Raw genomic sequence first — 16,275 nt, forward strand, 5'->3', positions numbered from 1 at the left:
TCTGCGATCCGACGGCGGACACGCTCTGCCCGATGTCCTGGGACTCGGAGGTGATCAGACCGCCCGCCTGCTGCGCGATCATCGTCGCCAGCCCGGACACGTCGCCCTTCTCGACCTGCTGCTTGATCTGCGGCACCAAAGCCGCGATCGACATCACGTTCGGCCCTGCCGGGGCGGCCTGGCCGAAGCCGCCCGCGCCGCCGAGGCTCGGAGTCCAGTCCGGGCTCGCGCCCGCAGGCGGCGTCAGCGGCACGCCCGGCATGCTCGGGTCGACATAGCCCGCGTTCGGGTCGCTCGGGTTGTAGCCGGGGTAGCCGCCCGTCGCGCCCGGAACACCGGGGTACGACGGAGCGGCGGGAGTCTGCGCGATCGGCTGCGCCCCGCCCGCAGACGGGTCCGGGTACACCGGCGGGTTCGGAACGACCGGAGCAGGATCCTGCTTCACGCCGCCGACGAAGTCCACGTCGAACCCGCCGCGCACGCTCGCCTGCGCATTCGCGGGCCGGGACGCGTTCTGGTTGTGCGCGCCCCCGGCCGGCTCGGCGCCGGAGAGATAGCGGTTGATCCCGTCCGCGATGGCGTCCGCGTAGCGCTGCTGGCCCTGCGGGCTGGTGAGCTGCGCGGCCTCCTGCGGGTTCGAGCCGTTGCCCATCTCGATCAAGAAGTCCGGAACGTGGGCGAGGTTCACCCCGGCGATGTCAGAGCGGACGTCGATGCCGTTCTTGCCCAGGTAGTTGCTGGCGGGGAAGCCCGCCGCAGTCATCGCGTCACGCATGACGTACGCGGCTTTGCGCCCTTCCCAGGACTGCACCTTGCTCGCGCCCGCGTCCGGCAACGGCAGCGACGGCACGATGATGTGGAAACCGTGCTTCGTGGCGTCGGACCCGGTGCTGGTGGAGTCCGCGTGGATGTTCACGCCGACGGAGGCCCCGGAGTTGTTCTCGGCTTCGGCGCGCTCGTTGACGCAGCCGCCCCAGCCGGTGTCGTCCTGGCGGGAGAGGACCACCCGCGCGCCCGCCTGCTCCAGCCGTTGCTTGACCAGTTGGGCGATCTGCCAGGTGATGGTGTGCTCAGGCACGCCGGTCACCGTGGTCATGCCGCTGGTCTGGCATGCCTTCATGCCGCCGCGCCCATCGGGGACCTGGCGGTTGAGCTGGGCGGGGTTGTTCGCGGCTTGGTGGCCGGGGTCGAGGAACACGGTCTTCCCGGTCAGCGTGCCTTCATGGGCCGGAGTCCCCGGAGTGGCGAACGCGGCTCCTTGGGAGCTGAGCGCCAACAGGGCGGCAGCGACTGCGCCACCGACTTTCTTCGATGTCTTCATACGCTGGCGGACGCGGGTCGGAACTCGCGCCACTCTCCTTCCATCAGTAAGTCACAGCAGTAACAAGGATTCACTTCTACAACAGAAGCTAACTCCTGTGCCACTAGTGAAACAGAGGAAACCTCAGACGCGGTGAGGCAGACATGGAGTCTGCCAACCGTTAATCCCCCGTGATACGAGCGAGGCCAAACCGTTGGCCGCGCTGCGACGCGAGACCGAGCCATAGGAGATAAAAACGCTGCTCACACGCTTTTCTCGCCCCATCTGCGCCGAACCCGCCCGCGCAACACGCCGATATCGGCGGGCAGTGCCGCGCGCGGCGGCCCGCTCAATGGGCCTCGCTGCCGAGGTTCACCAGCACCACGCCCGCCACCGTGAGCCCGAGCCCGAGCAACGTGGTCGTCGAAAGGCGCTGGCCGAACCAGAACCACCCGATCAAGGCGATGAGCACCGTTCCGGCGGCTGACCAGATCGCGTACGCGACCCCGACCGGGATCTCCTTGAGCGTCAGGCTCAGGAAGTAGAACGCCGCCGTGTACCCCGCGACCACGAGCACGAGGGGCACAAGATGCTTCAGCCCCTCCACCTGTTTGAGCGACGCGGTGGCGACCACCTCGCACAGGATCGCGATTCCGAGGTAGGCCCAGTTCGCACTGATCATACGAAGAAGCTTAGCCTCGGCGCGGCGGCGGCCGCAGGCGGAAAGCCACTAAGGTAAGCGCGTCCGCCCGAGAATGGAGCCCGCCATCCGCCGCCACGCACTCGCCCTGTTCGCCGTGCTCTGCCTCGTGTGGAACATCGCCCTGGTCCCCGCGCAGGCCGAACCGGCGCTGCGCTTCGGCACCGAGGGCACGTACGCGCCGTTCTCCTACCACGATCCCGGCGCCGGCGAGCTCGTCGGCTACGACGTGGAAGTCGCCAAGGCGGTGGCCGCGAAACTGGGCCGAAGGGCCGAGTTCGTCGAAGCCCCCTGGGACACGCTCTTCGCCGGGTTGGACGCGGGCCAATTCGAATTCATCGCGAACCAGGTCGAGGCGAACCCGCAACGGGAGCAGCTCTACAGCTTCTCCACCCCGTACACCTACGCGACCGGCGTCGTCATCGTCCGAGCGGGCGACACGGCAATCCACACCCCGCAAGACTTGCGGGGCAAGCTCACCGCAGGCACCTCGACGAGCAACTGGACACAGGCCGCCCGTGCGCTCGGGGCCCGCGTGGAAGAGGTGGCCGGGACGGCCGAGGCGCTCGCCCTCCTCGCCCAGGGCCGGGTCGACGCGGTGCTCAACGACGATGTGACGTTCCGCTCCTACCTCGTCGCCGTGCCCGACGCGAAAATCAAAATCGGGGCCGAGCTGCCGGAGCGCTCCGCCATCGCCTTCCCCGCGCTGCGGGGCAGCACGCTGGTCGGCCAGGTCGACGCCGCGCTCGCCGACCTCAAAGCGGACGGGACGCTCACTCGGATCAGCGAGAAATACCTGCACGTGGATGTGAGCGGGTCTCAGGCCAAGCCGCCGAGCCAATGGTCGACGATCCGGGCGAATCTTTGGCCGATGGCCAGGGCCCTCGCCAAGGTCACCCTGCCGCTCGCCGCGATCACGTTCGCCGCGGGGCTCGTGATCGCGCTCGTCACAGCGCTGGCGCGGATCTCGTCGAACCGCGCGGCCTCCTTCGCGGCCCGCGCCTATATCTCCGCCATCCGAGGCACGCCGCTCCTTGTCCAGCTGTTCCTCATCTACTACGCCTTGCCGGAGTTCGGGATCAAGCTCCCGCCCTTCCCCGCCGCGGCGGCGGCGCTCTCGCTCAACGTCGGCGGCTACGCCGCCGAAGCCATCCGCGGCGCGATCCTTGCCGTCCCCGACGGGCAGTGGGAGGCCTCCTCCGCGCTCGGGCTCTCCCGTGGGGAGACCCTGCGCCTGGTCGTGCTGCCCCAGGCGCTGCGGATCGCGGTCCCCCCGCTGTCGAACATCTTGGTGGCCTTGGTGAAAGACACCTCGCTCGCGGCCACGATCCAGGTGACCGAGCTTTTCCGGACGGCGCAGAACGCCGCCGCGCCGACCTTCCGCTTCTTCGCCCTCTACCTGACCGCGGCGGTCTTCTACTGGGCCGCCTGCCTCGTGCTGTCGTGGCTCCAGGGCAGGCTGGAGCGCAGGCTCGAGCGCGGAACAGCGAAAGCCTGACATATGTCGGGGGCGCCTGACACAATGGCCGGGTGAGTGAATGCTTCGCCGTCTGGGCTCCCACCGCGCAACAGGTCCGAGTCCGAGTCGGCGAAGCCGACCACCCGATGCGGGAAGCACACGGCGGCTGGTGGGAAGCAGAGGTGGACTGTCCGCCGGACGCCCGCTACGGCTATCTCCTGGACGACGGCCCGAAGCCGTTGCCCGACCCGCGCTCTCCCCGTCAACCCGACGGGGTGCACGCGCTCTCCCAGCGTTTCGCCGTGGACCCCGCGTCGTGGACCGACCAATCATGGACCGGCAGGCAGCTCGCGGGCGCCGTCCTCTACGAGCTGCACATCGGGACGTTCACCCCGGAGGGCACGTTCGCGGCGGCCTCGGCGAAGCTCGACCACCTCGTCTCGCTCGGCGTCACGTTCGTCGAAGTGATGCCGGTGAACGCGTTCAACGGCGAATGGGGCTGGGGCTACGACGGCGTGGACTGGTACGCGGTGCACGAGGCGTACGGCGGGCCCGGCGAGTTCGCGAAGTTCGTCGACGCCTGCCATGGCAAGGGGCTCGCCGTCTGCCTCGACGTGGTGTACAACCATCTCGGCCCGTCTGGGAACTACTTGAACCAGTTCGGCCCGTACCTGAACCCGAACGCCACGATCTGGGGGCCGAGGGTGAACCTCGACGGGGCCGACTCCGACGAGGTGCGGCGCTACGTGGTCGACAACGCGTTGCGGTGGTTCGAGGAGTTCCACGTCGACGCCCTGCGGCTCGACGCCGTGCACGCGCTCGCGGACGCCACCGCCATCCCGATCCTCGCCGAGCTCGCCTCGGCTGCCGAAGCCCTGTCCGCGAAAGCGGGCAGGCCGCTCTCGCTCATCGCGGAGAGCGACCTCAACGACCCGAGGACGACCACGCCCCAAGCCGCGGGCGGCGACGGCCTCGCCGCGCAGTGGGCCGACGACGTGCACCACGCGATCCATACGGCCGTATCCGGAGAGCGACAGGGCTACTACGGCGACTTCGGCTCTTTCGCCTGCCTCGCCACCACGCTTGAGAGCGTGTTCTTCCACGCGGGGACGTACTCCTCGTTCCGCAGACGCCGCCACGGCAAACCGCTCGACCGAAGAACGGCCCAGGCCTCCAGCTTCGTCGTCTACACCTGCAACCACGACCAGGTCGGCAACCGGGCGGTCGGCGACCGCCCCTCCGCCTACCTCTCCCCCGGCCAGCTCGCGGTGAAAGCCGCGCTCGTGCTGCTCTCCCCGTTCACGCCGATGCTGTTCATGGGCGAGGAGTGGGGCGCGTCGACCCCGTTCCAGTTCTTCAGCTCCCATCCCGAGCCGGAGATCGCGAGAGCGACCAGCGAGGGCCGCCGCAGCGAGTTCGCAGAACACGGATGGCCCGCGTCGGAGGTGCCGGACCCGCAGGACCCGGCGACCTTCCAACGCTCCAAACTGGACTGGTCCGAACCCTCCCGAGAACCGCACGAGCGGCTGCTGCGCTGCTACCGGGACCTGATCGCCCTGCGCGCCGCACATGGGGAGTTCGCCAACCCGCGTCTGACGGACGTGCGGACCGAGCACGACGAGAAGGCGGGATGGTTCTTGCTGCGCAGGGGCCGTTTCACAGTGGCGGCGAACCTCGCCGCGCAGGAGGCGCCCGTCCCCGTCTCGGGCGAGGTCGTGCTGGCCTGGGACGAGCCGCTGCCCGACGGAGAGCGCTCGATCCTGCCCGCGCACAGCTTCGCCGTCTTTCAAGAAGGCTGAACCGTCAAAAAGGCTGAGCCGTCAAGAAGGCTGAGCCGTAGGAGGCCTGGGGCTCAAAGAGGACTGGACGCCCGGCTCATCCCCGGAAATACGCCACGGTCCGGCGGACCCCTTCGGCGACGTCGATCTGGGGCGCCCAGCCGAGCAGCTCTTTCGCCTTCGCGGGGTCGAGGCAGGAACGGGCGAGGTCGCCGAGCCTGGCGGGCGCGAACTCCGGGGAGTCCGGGGCGCCCGCGGCCTGGGCCACGAGGCCGTGCAGCTGCAGGTCCGAAGTCTCCACGCCGGTGCCGATGTTGAACCGCTCCCCGCCGCCCGCCGAGCCCGCGGCCAGCACGAACGCCTCCACCACGTCGTCGACGTACACATAGTCCCGAGTGTTGGCCCCAGCCCCGAAGACCTTGGTCGGCTTCCCCGCCAAAAGCGCCCCGGCGAAGATCGCGACGACGCCCGCCTCGCCATGCGGGTTCTGCCTCGGCCCGTAGACGTTCGCGAGGGCGAGGTGCGAGCAGTCCAAGCCGTGCAGCCTGCGGAACATGTTCAGGTACACCTCGCCGCAGGCCTTGCTCGTGGCGTACGGCGAGAGCGGGGCCACCGGGGTCTTCTCGTCCACCGGGAAGCTCGTCGGGTCGCCGTAGATAGATCCGCCCGAGGAGGTGAAGACGATTTTGCGCGCCCCCGCGGCGACGGCGGCGAGCGCCAGGTTCACCGTTCCGAGCACGTTCACCTGCGCGTCACGGGCAGGGTCGGCCACCGATTTCCGGACATCGATCTGCGCGGCCAAGTGGAAGACCACCTCTGGCTCCGAGTCCGCGAGCACGTCCGCGACCTCGGGGGAGTTCAAGTCCACTTCCCACAGCCGCTGGAACCTGTCGTTCTTCTCCGCCTGGGCCAAGTTCTCGACCCGGCCGGAGCTCAGGTCGTCGAGGACTCCGACCTCGTGGCCGTCCGCCAACAACCGGTCCACCAACGTGGAACCGATGAACCCGGCTCCACCGGTCACTAATGCGCGCATGCCGGGCACCCTAGCAGGAGCGCCTCAGCAGAAAGCGAGAACACGCCCCCGAACGAGCGACATCGAGTCGCCGATCCAGATAAATGGATCGCACGGCGTGTCCCCCACGGGCCGCTTCGCGATTTTGCCCGTGGGCGGCGACTAACCTCTGCAGAAGCGGTTCTTGTCGTCAGACACAGCCGGGTCTTCCTGGTCGTGGCTCACAGCGAGGTCTTTGAGCTCGTAGACCGTCACCGGGCCGTCGTGGTAGATCGGCACGACGCCCGGAGCCCCGATGAGGCTCGCGAAGGGGTCGGGGTGGTCCGGCCAGTAATTCGGCGGGCTCTCGAAGACATAGCGCACGTGGAGCCTGCGCATCGCGTCAGCCACCCGCCAGTCCCGGCTGGCGGAAGCGGCGAACCAGTAGACGCAGGCTTGGTCCGCGCTGAAGCTCGGACTGCGGTAATGCGCGAACATCGGTTTCAGGCCCGCCTCCGCGTACATCCAGCCGGTGCCCTGCTCGAGCTGGTTGAGGACCACCGAGTCCTGCGCGCCCGGCTGCTCGGCGAGCCAGTGGTACGCCTTGACGTCCTCCGGCCCGACCAGCCAATCGCTCCGGCTGCTCGCGGCCAGCGCTCCCCGTTCCAACCGCACATGGTGCCCGTACGCCAGCACGAGCGAGAGGGCGAGCCCGAGCGCCGCCGGGGCGGCCCACTGGCGCACCGACGGAAGCGGGCGCAGCAGCCGGTCGGCGCAGCGCAGCGCCACGCCGACCCCGACTCCGAAAAATCCCGCCGCCAGCAGCGTCAGCACCTCGGCAAGACGATGCGGGTCGTGGTAAAAACTGCCGCTGACCTTGTCCAAAGCCCATGGCACGGTGAACGACGGCCAGTCCGAGGAGGGCTTTCCGTCCGGGCGCAGCGGCAATGGGCCGCACAACGGATACGGGTTGCAGGCCCCAGCGCCGAAAGGCACGAGGTCGTTCGTGGCCGCCACCACGAAAAGCGCCCATACCGCGGGCGCCCACCACTGTCGCAGCCACAACGTCGCGAGCAGCCCGACGGCCGCGACCGCGAGGAGCGGCAGCAGCAGATGCGCCCGATGCTCGAACGGGACGCTCTCGTCCGCAGTCCTCGACACAAGGCCCGCCGTGCGCAAGGCCGCCTGGGTGTGGGTGAGGCCGAGGTCGTACCAGTAGAACGGGAACGCCTCGGTCTCGCTCGAAGCCGATTTGAGCCCGATGGCCATCGGGGCGAGCAACGCCCCCGCTCCGACGGGGATGGCCGCGAGCACGGCGAAATCTCGGAGCCGCGACACGATCGGGCTCCAGACCAACCGCGTCGCCCACCAGACCAGCACCAGGAGCGCCACGACGACAGCGGCCGACGGATGCGCCGCGACCACTCCGGCGAGGGCGAGCACGGCGATCGGCAGCCGCGACCGGTCCCGCACGCACGACATCGCGAGCACCGCCACGACCGGCGCGAGGGCGATCGCCGCCGCCGAGGGGACCGAGCCGAACGCCTCCTCCTCGTAGAGCGACGGGAAGAGCGCCGAGGCCGCGGCGGCGGCGCTCGCGCCATAGGCGGCCCACCGCTCCCCCAGCTTGCCCCGAGCCAGCCCCCAGACGAGCGCGGCGGCGCTGACCGGAAGGACGACTGCGGGTGTGACGACCGAGGCGATGTTGTAGAGGCGGGGGTAGCCTGCCGGGACCCCCGCAAAACGAGTCAGCGGCTCAGCGAGCGCGACCAGCGCGTGCCAGGCGTTCGGATAGAAATGCGCGGCGTGGTTGTCCGAGTTGATGAGCTCCCCGGTCCGAATCGGCGACGCGACCCCGGTCTCGGCGATGAACCGGATCAGATTGGCATGCCACAACGCGTCCCAGACCTGGCTGATGTTGTCGAATCCCCGCGAGGCGCGCAACTGCATCCAGCGCAAACAGGTCCAGGCGAAGACGCCCGCGCCCGTGGCCACGCCGACCGCGACGACGGCAGCCGACCTCCTCGACATCGGATCGCGCGTCTTGATCGCGGGCCAGACGCGGCTTCGGCGCGCGGCCGCCGCCCACAGCACGAAAAACACCGCGAAAGCTGTGGCGAGGTTCCAATGGACCGGTGCGAAGCCCAACCACAAGGACGCGCTTCCGACCACCCCGAGGGTCGTGGCGGGTCCTGCCGCGAGCGCGACAGAGCCGGGCATGCCCATGGCTTTCGCAAGCGCCGCCCCCGGCAGCACGAGCAATGCCGCGACGACGGACGCGGCGAATGCCGCTTCAATCACTCGCCAGGTCCAGCAGGCGGCGCGGGCGCCTGTTCAGGGGCCCGCTCCGGCGCGGGCGCCTGCGAGTCGGGCGCTGGAGCGCCTTCGGGGGCGGGTGGCGCCGCGGGCGACGGGGCGGGCGCGGCAGGCGGCAACGTCTCCGAAGGGCGGGTGATCGAGGCTCCTGGCGCGACTTCTTGGTGCGGCACGTTCACCCCTGTGGCGGCTCCGGGGTCCGGAGCTTCCGAGGGGGCGGAGGACGAGCTGGTCGACACCAGCTTGTTCAACCAGTCGCCGTCGGCGTCCAGGAGGAACGCGCGGCCCATGAACGTCGCGAATGGCGCGCCCCGGCCCCCGAGCCCGCTGAGCCTGGTCATATTCCGCAGATGGATCTGATGGGAGTCGACGTTCGCCCGGTCCTGGCCGGTCGCGACGAAGTCCGCCGCCGACTCCGGAGCCCCGGCCTGGCGGGCGATGTCCGCCAGCTCTTGGTCGGTGAGGTCTTTGAGCGCGCCCTCATGCGGCTGGACGTCTGTGTCGAAAAGCCTGCGCACGAACTTCCATGCCAGATCCGCTGTTTGCGCCTCCCCTGTCACCAGGTACGCGGCGATGAGCGCCCGGCTGGAGTAGGAGGCGGACGCGGAATACGGGTCGAGGTAGCTGACCAGCCGCAGGTTCACCACAAGCTTGCGGTCTTCGATCTGCTTGCGCATCTCCTCGCCGAGCTGCTGGATCAGGGTCGCGCAGTTCGGATCGATGAAATCGAGGTACAGGTCGATCGGGCGCAACGCCTCGGGGTCGCCGATCTGCAGCACCTCGTCCACCACTGCGGCCGGGGCCGGGGTCTGCGCGGCGGGTGGCTGCGCCGCCCCTCCAGGCGCGGGGGGCTGAGCTGTCCCTCCAGAGCCGGGGGGCTGGGCTGTCCCTCCAGAGCCGGGGGGCTCGGGATCCGCCTGGCTCTGCACGGCGAAGAAGCTCGCCGAGATCAAAGTGGAGGCGACTGCGACCCCGCACCATCTTGTAAAGCTCTGTGTCCAATTCCGCTGAGACACGACCGACCGACGCATGGGCACAGAATAACGACCCTTCCTGCGTCGCACGCGCCGACTCGCGCGAGGGCGTGTCGCGGTGGCCGTATGCTGGAGCCCTCATGCCGAAGCTTCTGGCCGACATCACCCCGCTGAAAACCCCTGCATTCCGCCGGTTGTGGCTCGCCGGAGTGGTGTCCCAGCTCGGGGCGCAGTTCACCGTCGTCGCGGTGCCGGTGCAGCTGTACCAGCTCACGAAAAGCTCCGCCTACGTCGGACTCGCCGGACTGTTCGCGCTGCTGCCGATGCTGGTCCTCGCGCCGCTCGGCGGCGTTCTGGCCGATCTGTACGACCGCAAGCGCATCCTCGTCGTCACGAGCTCGGGCCTCGCGGCGAGCTCCGTCCTGCTCTGGCTCCAAGCAGCCGTGCCCGCGAGCGCCAGCGGCGTCGGCGGCTCCGCGCAGATCTGGCTCATCCTCGGGCTCTTCGCCTTGCAGCAGGCGTTCTTCTCGGTGAACAATCCGGCCCGAGGGGCCATCATCCCCTTGTTGCTCCCGCCCGCGCAATTGCCCGCCGCGAACGCGCTGCATTTCACCGTGATGGGGCTGACCACGTTCGTCGGCCCGATGCTCGGCGGAGTCCTGTTGGGCTTCCCGCAGATCGGCCTCGCCCGGCTGTACCTGATCGACGCGGCGACCATGTGCGCGACGATCGGCGCCGCAGTCCGGCTGCCCGCGTTGGGCCAGGCGCTGGCGGGCGGCGGAGCGGCCCAGCACCGCGCGGACGATCTGCCGGGGAAAGTCCGGGGAGCCCTGCGCGCCTTGTTCGAGGGGTTCGCCCATCTGCGCGCGGACCAGATCCTCCTCGCCACCTTTGTCGCCGACCTCATCGCCATGGTCTTCGGGATGCCGAGGGCGCTTTTCCCGGAAATAGCCCACACGGTCCTCGGCGACCCGGTCGCCGGAGGCTCGCATCTGGGCCTCCTGTACGCGGCCGTGCCGGTCGGCGCGTTCCTCGGCGGGCTCTTCTCGGGGTGGGTCCCCCGTGTGCGCCGACAAGGGCTCGCGGTCGTCCTCGCCGTCGGGTTCTGGGGTTTCGGCGTCATCGGGTTCGGGGCCGCGTTGTCCTGGGCGGCTGCCGGGTTCTGGGCAGCGCTCGCCTGTCTCGCCTTCGCGGGCCTCGCCGACGCGTTCTCCAGCGTGTTCCGCTCCACGATGCTCCAGTCGGCCGCGCCTGACGAGTTGCGCGGACGGATGCAGGGCGTGTTCTTCCTCGTGGTCGCGGGCGGCCCGCGCCTCGCCGACATGCTGCACGGCTACGGGTCGACCGTCCTCGGCCCGGCTGCCACGACCACGCTCGGCGGCGTCCTCGTGGTCGTCGGGATCGTTCTTGCCGCGCTCGCCCTCCCCCGTTTCACCGCGTACCGCCGCTGACATTCCCCTCGACGGCCTCAGACGTCCGACGCGGTTGGGGCGCGTCGCCGCCGTCCCGCTCGTGCAGCAGCCTTAAGCTTGTCGCCATGGCCCAACGACGACCCCCTGCGGCAGGCCGCAGGGCGGGCTGGACTATGCGGGCAAGCCGGTAATGCTATGGTTTTAGCCCGCATGGCGCCCCGGGCGCATGCACGTGGCGCAGAACGTCGCTCCTGCGGCCGCCGCGAATTCCCAGGCGAGTTCTATCGGGAGCACAGGAGAGCACAGAGCGCCGACCGAGAGCGCGGCGCTCGCGCACATCCGAGAACGTGCCGGAAGGCACGGGCTTGGCGGCTTCGCCCAGGCCGCCGACCTGAAAGGAAAAGCATGCCGACGCCTCAGCATCACCGCAATCCCGAGCCTGCGCCGGGGACAGAACGAGCGCTCCTATGGAACTGACCCATACCCAGATCCTCTACTACGCCTTCCTGCAGGGGCTGGTCGGCGCGCTCAACCCCTGCGGTTTCGCGATGCTCCCCGCATATCTCTCGCTCGTCGTCCTCGGCGAGGACGTCTCGCAGGCGGGCAGGCAAGCACTGTCCTCGGCGATCCGCGCGCTCGTGGCCACTGCCGCCATGGCGTTGGGCTTCGTCATGGTCTTCGGGTCTTTCGGCCTGCTCTCCGAGTCGCTCTCGTGGCGGATCCAGCACTACCTCCCCGCCGCGACCATCGCCATCGGCACGGCGATGGTCTTGCTCGGGCTGTGGTTCCTCTGGCGGCTGCTGCGCGGCGGTGAAACAATGGTCCGCCTGCCGAGATGGTCCAACGGGACGCCGACGACCCGGCTCAGCTCCATGTTCGGCTACGGCCTCGCGTACGCCGTCTCCTCGTTGTCCTGCGGCTTCGGCTCGTTCGTCACGGTGGTCAGCCTGACGTTCCAGGCCGGGGCGAGCAACCTCGGGCTGCTCGCCTGCTTGGCCTACGCGGGCGGTATGACCGCTGTGGTGGGCTCGCTCGCGATCTCCGCCGCGTTGGCCCACAACGTGGTCGCCACCGGGCTGCGCGCGCTCTTGCCGCATATCAGCAAGATCAGTGCCGTGCTGGTGGTCTTGACCGGGCTGTACGTCGCCTACTACGGCTGGTACGAGTACCGCCTGTTCCAGGCCAGCGGAAACCCGGACAACCGGCTCATCGCCAACGCGCTCGCCGCGCAGGGCTGGCTGGCCGCCGCCGTCAGCTCCTTCTCGCCGTGGGAGTGGGTCGCGATCCTCTTCGTCCTGCTGGCTTTCGCCGGGGTCTGGGCGGTGTTCGTGCGGCTGTGGCGGCCCCGCCCGCTCGTGGCGGAGTCGTCCGCCGCCAGTTCCTAGGCACCGGGCTCCCAGACCCCTGGGGCTTCGGCGGCGCGCCCTTGCTATAACCTCGTGACGCACAACACAGCAAGGGGCACGGCCGCCGGATCGGGAGAACCGGCGCCGACCGGACGGAAAGGCGGCGCGCCATGTCAACGACCAAGAGGTCCGATGTCAAACGTCTCCTCGGAGCCGCCTCCGCCGTCTGGCGGTCGGGGATGCTCCGCCCGCCGGGGCCCCGCGCGGCTGGCAGGCTCCTCTCCGCCTTGTGGACTTTCGGCCCGACCGCCGCTCTTCCCATAGCCGCCGCCGCGGCGCGCTGGCCCGACCGGATCGCCGTGGTCGACGACCACGGCGAGATCAGCTACCGCGACCTCGTCGAGACATCCGTCCGCCTGGCCGAGAAGCTGCGCGCCGCCCATCCCGGGCCCCTCGGGCGGAAAGCCGATTGCGTCGGCGTGCTCTGCCGCAACGGGCGCGGGTTCGTCACCGCCTTGATCGTCGGCTGCCTGCTCGGCAAAGAAGTCGTGCTCATCAACTACGACCTCGCCGCCAAGCAGCTCGGCCCCATCCTCGGCAGGCACGGGGTCGGCCTGCTGCTGCACGACGAGGAGTTCGCCGAGGCGCTGGACTCGATCGGGCACCCATGCCTGCGCGCGGTCCCCGACGCCCCCTTCTCGACCGCCCCCGCCGTCCCCTCCCCGGCAGTCCGCAAACCCGCGTTGGGCCAAGTCGGATTGACCTTGTTGACCTCGGGCACCACCGGCTCGCCCAAAGGCGTGCCTCGGGCGGTCCGCCCAGTCCCCGGCCTCTACGCCGTCGCGTCGGCCATCGACGCCCTCCGGCTGAGAGCCGGACAGGTCGGCGCGGTGACCAGCCCGCTTTTCCACGGCCTCGGATTCGCGGCCGGATTGGGCCTGCTTGCGCTCGGCGACACGCTCATCGTCCATCGCCGCTACACCGCAGAACAGCTCTACCAGGACATCGAGGAGCGGCGGGTCGAAGTCATCATGACCGTGCCGACCATACTCGCGCGCCTCTTGGAGGCGGCGAACGAGACCGACCGGAAACGCGACACCTCGTCCCTCGATCTCGTGCTGTCCGCGGCAGCCCCCCTGCCTGCCGTCGTGGCGCGGGAGTTCATCGCCGAATTCGGCCCGGTCGTGGTCAACGGCTACGGCACCACCGAGGCCGGGATCATCTCCCTCGCGGGCAAGGCCGACCTGGTCGCGGAGCCAGGCACGGTCGGGCCGCCCGTCATCGGGGCGAAGGTCAAAATCTTGCGCCCGGACCGCACCGAGGCCCCGGCGGGCGAGCCGGGGACGATCTTCGTGAAGGGCACCATGGTGTACGCGGGCTACACCCCGGACTCGAGCGCGAACGTGAAAGACAAAGAAGTGCTCGGCGGGTACGTCAGCACCGGGGACGTCGGACATGTGGACGCGGCAGGCCTGCTGTACGTCGACGGCAGGGAGGACGACATGATCGTCTCCGGCGGCGAGAACATCTTCCCCGGCGAAGTGGAGGATGTCTTGCTCGCCCACCCCGAGGTGGCGGACGCGGCCGTGATCGGCGTGCCGGACCAGCAGTTCGGGCAGGTCCTGCGCGCGTTCCTCGTCTTGCGCCACCCCGACCGGCGGATCGATCCGGAGACGTTCAAATCTTTCCTCCGCGAGTCCTTGGAGCGCTACAAGATCCCCAAGCAGTTCTCCGTGCTCGCGGAGCTGCCGCGAAACCCCTCCGGCAAGATTCTGCGGACGCAGCTGTCCGCCTTGCCCTGACTCCTGGCTCCACTGGCACTCTGCTTCAAGGAGTGCTAAAATCCGATGGCATGCCGACCTATTCGTACGCCTGTACCCAGTGCGATAACCGTTTCGACATCGTGCAGTCCTTCTCAGACCTGGCGTTGACCGTCTGCGAACAGTGCCAGGGCCGGTTGCGCAAGGTCTTCGACTCCGTCGGCGTGGTCTTCAAAGGCAGCGGCTTCTACCGCACCGACGCGCGCGGGTCGGGCGGCTCCGAATCTAAGACTTCCGCCAAGAGCTCCACGAAGCCGTCGAGCGAGAGCTCGACCAGCTCCACGAGCACGCCCGCTTCGAGCGGCTCGGCCTCGACCGCCTCGGGCTCCAGCTCCGGAAGCGGCGCCGCCGCGCCTGCCGCGACCAGCTGAATCCCGGCCCGCCGCCACGGCGGCGCCCAATAGCGCCCTCCGCTCCCCTGTGGACGGCGAAACCAGTTGTCCACAATCCTCCCGGGCCGCCGAGGACAGCTGCTCGCCTCGCATAGATTCGGGGGATGGGCATCGCCGCACGCTTCCCCGCATTCGCCGCTTGGCACGCCAGGTTGAGCTGGTGGCGGCTCGTCGCCGCCCGACGGACAGCCGCAGCGCTGCTGCTCCTGCTCGCGGCAGGCTTCGCGGCCAGGGCTCAGCTGCATCCGGGCGAAGTCGCGGTGGCCGTCGCCGCGCACGACCTCAGGCCGGGATCCGCCCTCCTGTCCTCCGACCTCGTCGTCCGCCGTCTCCCGCCCGACCAAGTCCCCGCAGGCGCCTCGGACTCGCCCGAGCAGTTGCTGGGCCGAACAGTCGCGGGCCCCGTGCGAAAAGGCGAGGCGCTGACCGACGCAAGGGTGATCACCCCGAGGCTCGCCCAGCTCGCCACGGCGGTTCCGGACGCGCGAGTCGTCCCGGTCCGGCTCCCCGACCAAGCGCTCGCGGACATGCTCCGGCCCGGAGACGTCGTCGACGTGATCACAGTCCCCCAGCACCAGCCCGGTTCCGCCGAGGAGGCCGTGGCCAAGCAGACCGGGCTCAAACCGCCAGAAGTGCTCGCGCGCGCGGCGGTCGTGGTGCTCGTCTCCGAAACCGGACGCTCACGCGGCGCAGACGGGCGCATCGCGCTCATCGCCATGCCGGACAAGGCCGCGCAGACCGTCGCCGCCGTGACGCTCGTCCAGCCGTTGACATTGTTGCTCCGCTGAACGCCCCGCGTTGCGGAGATTACACCAAGCCGTTGCGATGTCGCGGCTCGACATCAATGCCCTTATTGTCAAATACTGCTAGCGTGGCACTGCCGAGAAAATACTCTCTGCGCTCCCGCCGGTTCCGTGGAAAGGTATCCCCATGCCGCTTTTGAGTGGTTTCAAAAAATTCATTCTCCGAGGCAATGTCGTCGACCTCGCGGTCGCTGTGGTCGTCGGCGCGGCCTTCACCGCCGTCGTCACCGCGTTCACGGCGAAAATCATCGAGCCGCTCATCGCCGCCCTCGGCGGGTCGAAGAGCGTCGACGGCCTGGGCTTCCGCCTCATCAAGGGGAACCCGGCCACTTTCCTGGATTTCGGCGCGGTCATCTCCGCCGTGATCAACTTCGTTCTGGTCGCAGCCATCATCTACTTGTTCGTGGTCCTGCCGATCAACACCCTCAACGAGCGCCGCAAGGCCAAGAACGGCCCGGACCCCGAGGAGCCCGCTTCCGAGCGCGAACTGTTGGAAGAGATCCGCGACCTGCTCGCGAAGCAGTCGAAGCCTTCGTCGCACAGCGCCACGCCGCCGTCCGTCGGCGGGCCGTCCCTGTGACGACCGCGTCCTAAACAACGAGAAGCGCCCCGCCATTTGGCGGGGCGCTTTTCATTTCCACGGAAGTATTGCTCACTGCGCTCTTTACTGTGGCGGGCTCTCCCAGCGGCCGAGAATCTCGCACAGACATCAGCCCAAACCCTGCGGCGCAAGGCGCTCGGCCAGCAGGTCCGCCGCCCGGTCCCCGCATCCGCCCCGCCTCCATGCCTGGCCGCTGCGCACTGCCCACACCGGTCAAGCGGTCAAGCGGTCAAGCGGTCAAGCGGTCAAGCGGTCAAGCGGTCAAGCGGTCAAGCGGTCAAGCGGTCAAGCGGTCAAGCGGTCAAGCGGTCAAGCGGTCAAGCGGTCAAGCGGTCAAAACAACTGTGGCAAGAAAAGAAGCGAGGCCGCCAGCCCCGATGGGC

General features: G+C 69.2%; 13 protein-coding genes. 8 read left to right on the plus strand and 5 right to left on the minus strand.

Features of this window, described 5'->3' with window-relative positions; genetic code table 11:
• Both ACRC20_RS05990 and ACRC20_RS05995 read right to left on the minus strand, forming a co-directional pair.
• On the minus strand, positions 1-1,321 hold a 1,321-nt coding region (locus tag ACRC20_RS05990), incomplete at its 3' end, for an N-acetylmuramoyl-L-alanine amidase (protein WP_438685440.1).
• 328 nt (positions 1,322-1,649) lie between these two features.
• Entirely contained in the window at positions 1,650-1,982 is a 333-nt protein-coding gene (locus ACRC20_RS05995) for a DMT family transporter (protein ID WP_438685441.1), read from the minus strand.
• Positions 1,983-2,055: 73 nt separating this feature from the next.
• Here ACRC20_RS05995 and ACRC20_RS06000 point away from each other — a divergent pair, with 73 nt between their 5' ends.
• On the plus strand, positions 2,056-3,498 hold the full coding sequence (locus ACRC20_RS06000; RefSeq protein WP_438685442.1) for an ABC transporter substrate-binding protein/permease: 1,443 nt from the start codon (positions 2,056-2,058) through the stop codon (positions 3,496-3,498).
• Between the two features lie 32 nt (positions 3,499-3,530).
• Entirely contained in the window at positions 3,531-5,258 is a 1,728-nt protein-coding gene (gene treZ, locus ACRC20_RS06005) for a malto-oligosyltrehalose trehalohydrolase (protein ID WP_438685443.1), read from the plus strand.
• A 76-nt stretch (positions 5,259-5,334) separates the two neighbouring features.
• Here the strand turns inward: treZ and ACRC20_RS06010 are convergent, their stop codons facing one another.
• The 3 genes from ACRC20_RS06010 to ACRC20_RS06020 form a co-directional block, all read right to left on the minus strand.
• Positions 5,335-6,270, minus strand: a complete 936-nt coding sequence (locus ACRC20_RS06010) for an NAD-dependent epimerase/dehydratase family protein (RefSeq protein ID WP_438685444.1) — start codon at positions 6,268-6,270, stop codon at positions 5,335-5,337.
• A 141-nt stretch (positions 6,271-6,411) separates the two neighbouring features.
• Entirely contained in the window at positions 6,412-8,529 is a 2,118-nt protein-coding gene (locus ACRC20_RS06015; protein WP_438685445.1) for a DUF6541 family protein, read from the minus strand.
• Positions 8,526-9,497, minus strand: a complete 972-nt coding sequence (locus tag ACRC20_RS06020; protein WP_438685446.1) for a hypothetical protein — start codon at positions 9,495-9,497, stop codon at positions 8,526-8,528. Before ACRC20_RS06020 ends, ACRC20_RS06015 begins: the two co-directional genes overlap by 4 nt.
• Positions 9,498-9,658: 161 nt before the next feature.
• Between ACRC20_RS06020 and ACRC20_RS06025 the strand changes: the two genes are divergently transcribed.
• The 6 genes from ACRC20_RS06025 (at position 9,659) to mscL (ending at position 15,871) form a co-directional block, all read left to right on the plus strand.
• Positions 9,659-10,969 carry an MFS transporter gene (locus tag ACRC20_RS06025; protein WP_438685447.1) on the plus strand — a complete coding sequence of 437 codons (1,311 nt, stop codon included), beginning with the start codon at positions 9,659-9,661 and terminating at the stop codon, positions 10,967-10,969.
• Positions 10,970-11,397: 428 nt separating this feature from the next.
• Positions 11,398-12,315, plus strand: coding sequence for a cytochrome c biogenesis CcdA family protein (locus ACRC20_RS06030; protein ID WP_438685448.1), 918 nt, complete (start codon positions 11,398-11,400; stop codon positions 12,313-12,315).
• A gap of 131 nt (positions 12,316-12,446) precedes the next feature.
• Positions 12,447-14,078: an AMP-binding protein gene (locus ACRC20_RS06035; protein WP_438685449.1), complete on the plus strand. Its 1,632-nt coding sequence runs from the start codon at positions 12,447-12,449 to the stop codon at positions 14,076-14,078.
• A gap of 50 nt (positions 14,079-14,128) precedes the next feature.
• Entirely contained in the window at positions 14,129-14,467 is a 339-nt protein-coding gene (locus ACRC20_RS06040) for an FmdB family zinc ribbon protein (RefSeq protein WP_438685450.1), read from the plus strand.
• Positions 14,468-14,592: 125 nt separating this feature from the next.
• On the plus strand, positions 14,593-15,276 hold the full coding sequence (locus ACRC20_RS06045; RefSeq protein ID WP_438685451.1) for an SAF domain-containing protein: 684 nt from the start codon (positions 14,593-14,595) through the stop codon (positions 15,274-15,276).
• A gap of 142 nt (positions 15,277-15,418) precedes the next feature.
• The gene (mscL, locus tag ACRC20_RS06050; protein WP_438685452.1) at positions 15,419-15,871 is read left to right on the plus strand and encodes a large conductance mechanosensitive channel protein MscL; all 453 of its coding nucleotides are present in this window, start codon (positions 15,419-15,421) and stop codon (positions 15,869-15,871) included.
• The last annotated feature ends 404 nt before the right edge of the window (positions 15,872-16,275 follow it).

The sequence above is a fragment of the Segniliparus sp. genome (assembly GCF_051660745.1).
Lineage (GTDB): Bacteria > Actinomycetota > Actinomycetes > Mycobacteriales > Mycobacteriaceae > Segniliparus.

Excerpts from the sequence above, each read along its gene's own strand:
- ACRC20_RS05995 (WP_438685441.1), bottom strand. The coding sequence starts at position 1,982 with ATGATCAGTGCGAACTGGGCCTACCTCGGAATCGCGATCCTGTGCGAG.
- ACRC20_RS06000 (WP_438685442.1), top strand. The coding sequence starts at position 2,056 with ATGGAGCCCGCCATCCGCCGCCACGCACTCGCCCTGTTCGCCGTGCTC.
- ACRC20_RS06010 (WP_438685444.1), bottom strand. The coding sequence starts at position 6,270 with ATGCGCGCATTAGTGACCGGTGGAGCCGGGTTCATCGGTTCCACGTTG.
- ACRC20_RS06025 (WP_438685447.1), top strand. The coding sequence starts at position 9,659 with ATGCCGAAGCTTCTGGCCGACATCACCCCGCTGAAAACCCCTGCATTC.
- ACRC20_RS06030 (WP_438685448.1), top strand. The coding sequence starts at position 11,398 with ATGGAACTGACCCATACCCAGATCCTCTACTACGCCTTCCTGCAGGGG.
- ACRC20_RS06035 (WP_438685449.1), top strand. The coding sequence starts at position 12,447 with ATGTCAACGACCAAGAGGTCCGATGTCAAACGTCTCCTCGGAGCCGCC.
- ACRC20_RS06040 (WP_438685450.1), top strand. The coding sequence starts at position 14,129 with ATGCCGACCTATTCGTACGCCTGTACCCAGTGCGATAACCGTTTCGAC.
- ACRC20_RS06045 (WP_438685451.1), top strand. The coding sequence starts at position 14,593 with ATGGGCATCGCCGCACGCTTCCCCGCATTCGCCGCTTGGCACGCCAGG.
- mscL (WP_438685452.1), top strand. The coding sequence starts at position 15,419 with ATGCCGCTTTTGAGTGGTTTCAAAAAATTCATTCTCCGAGGCAATGTC.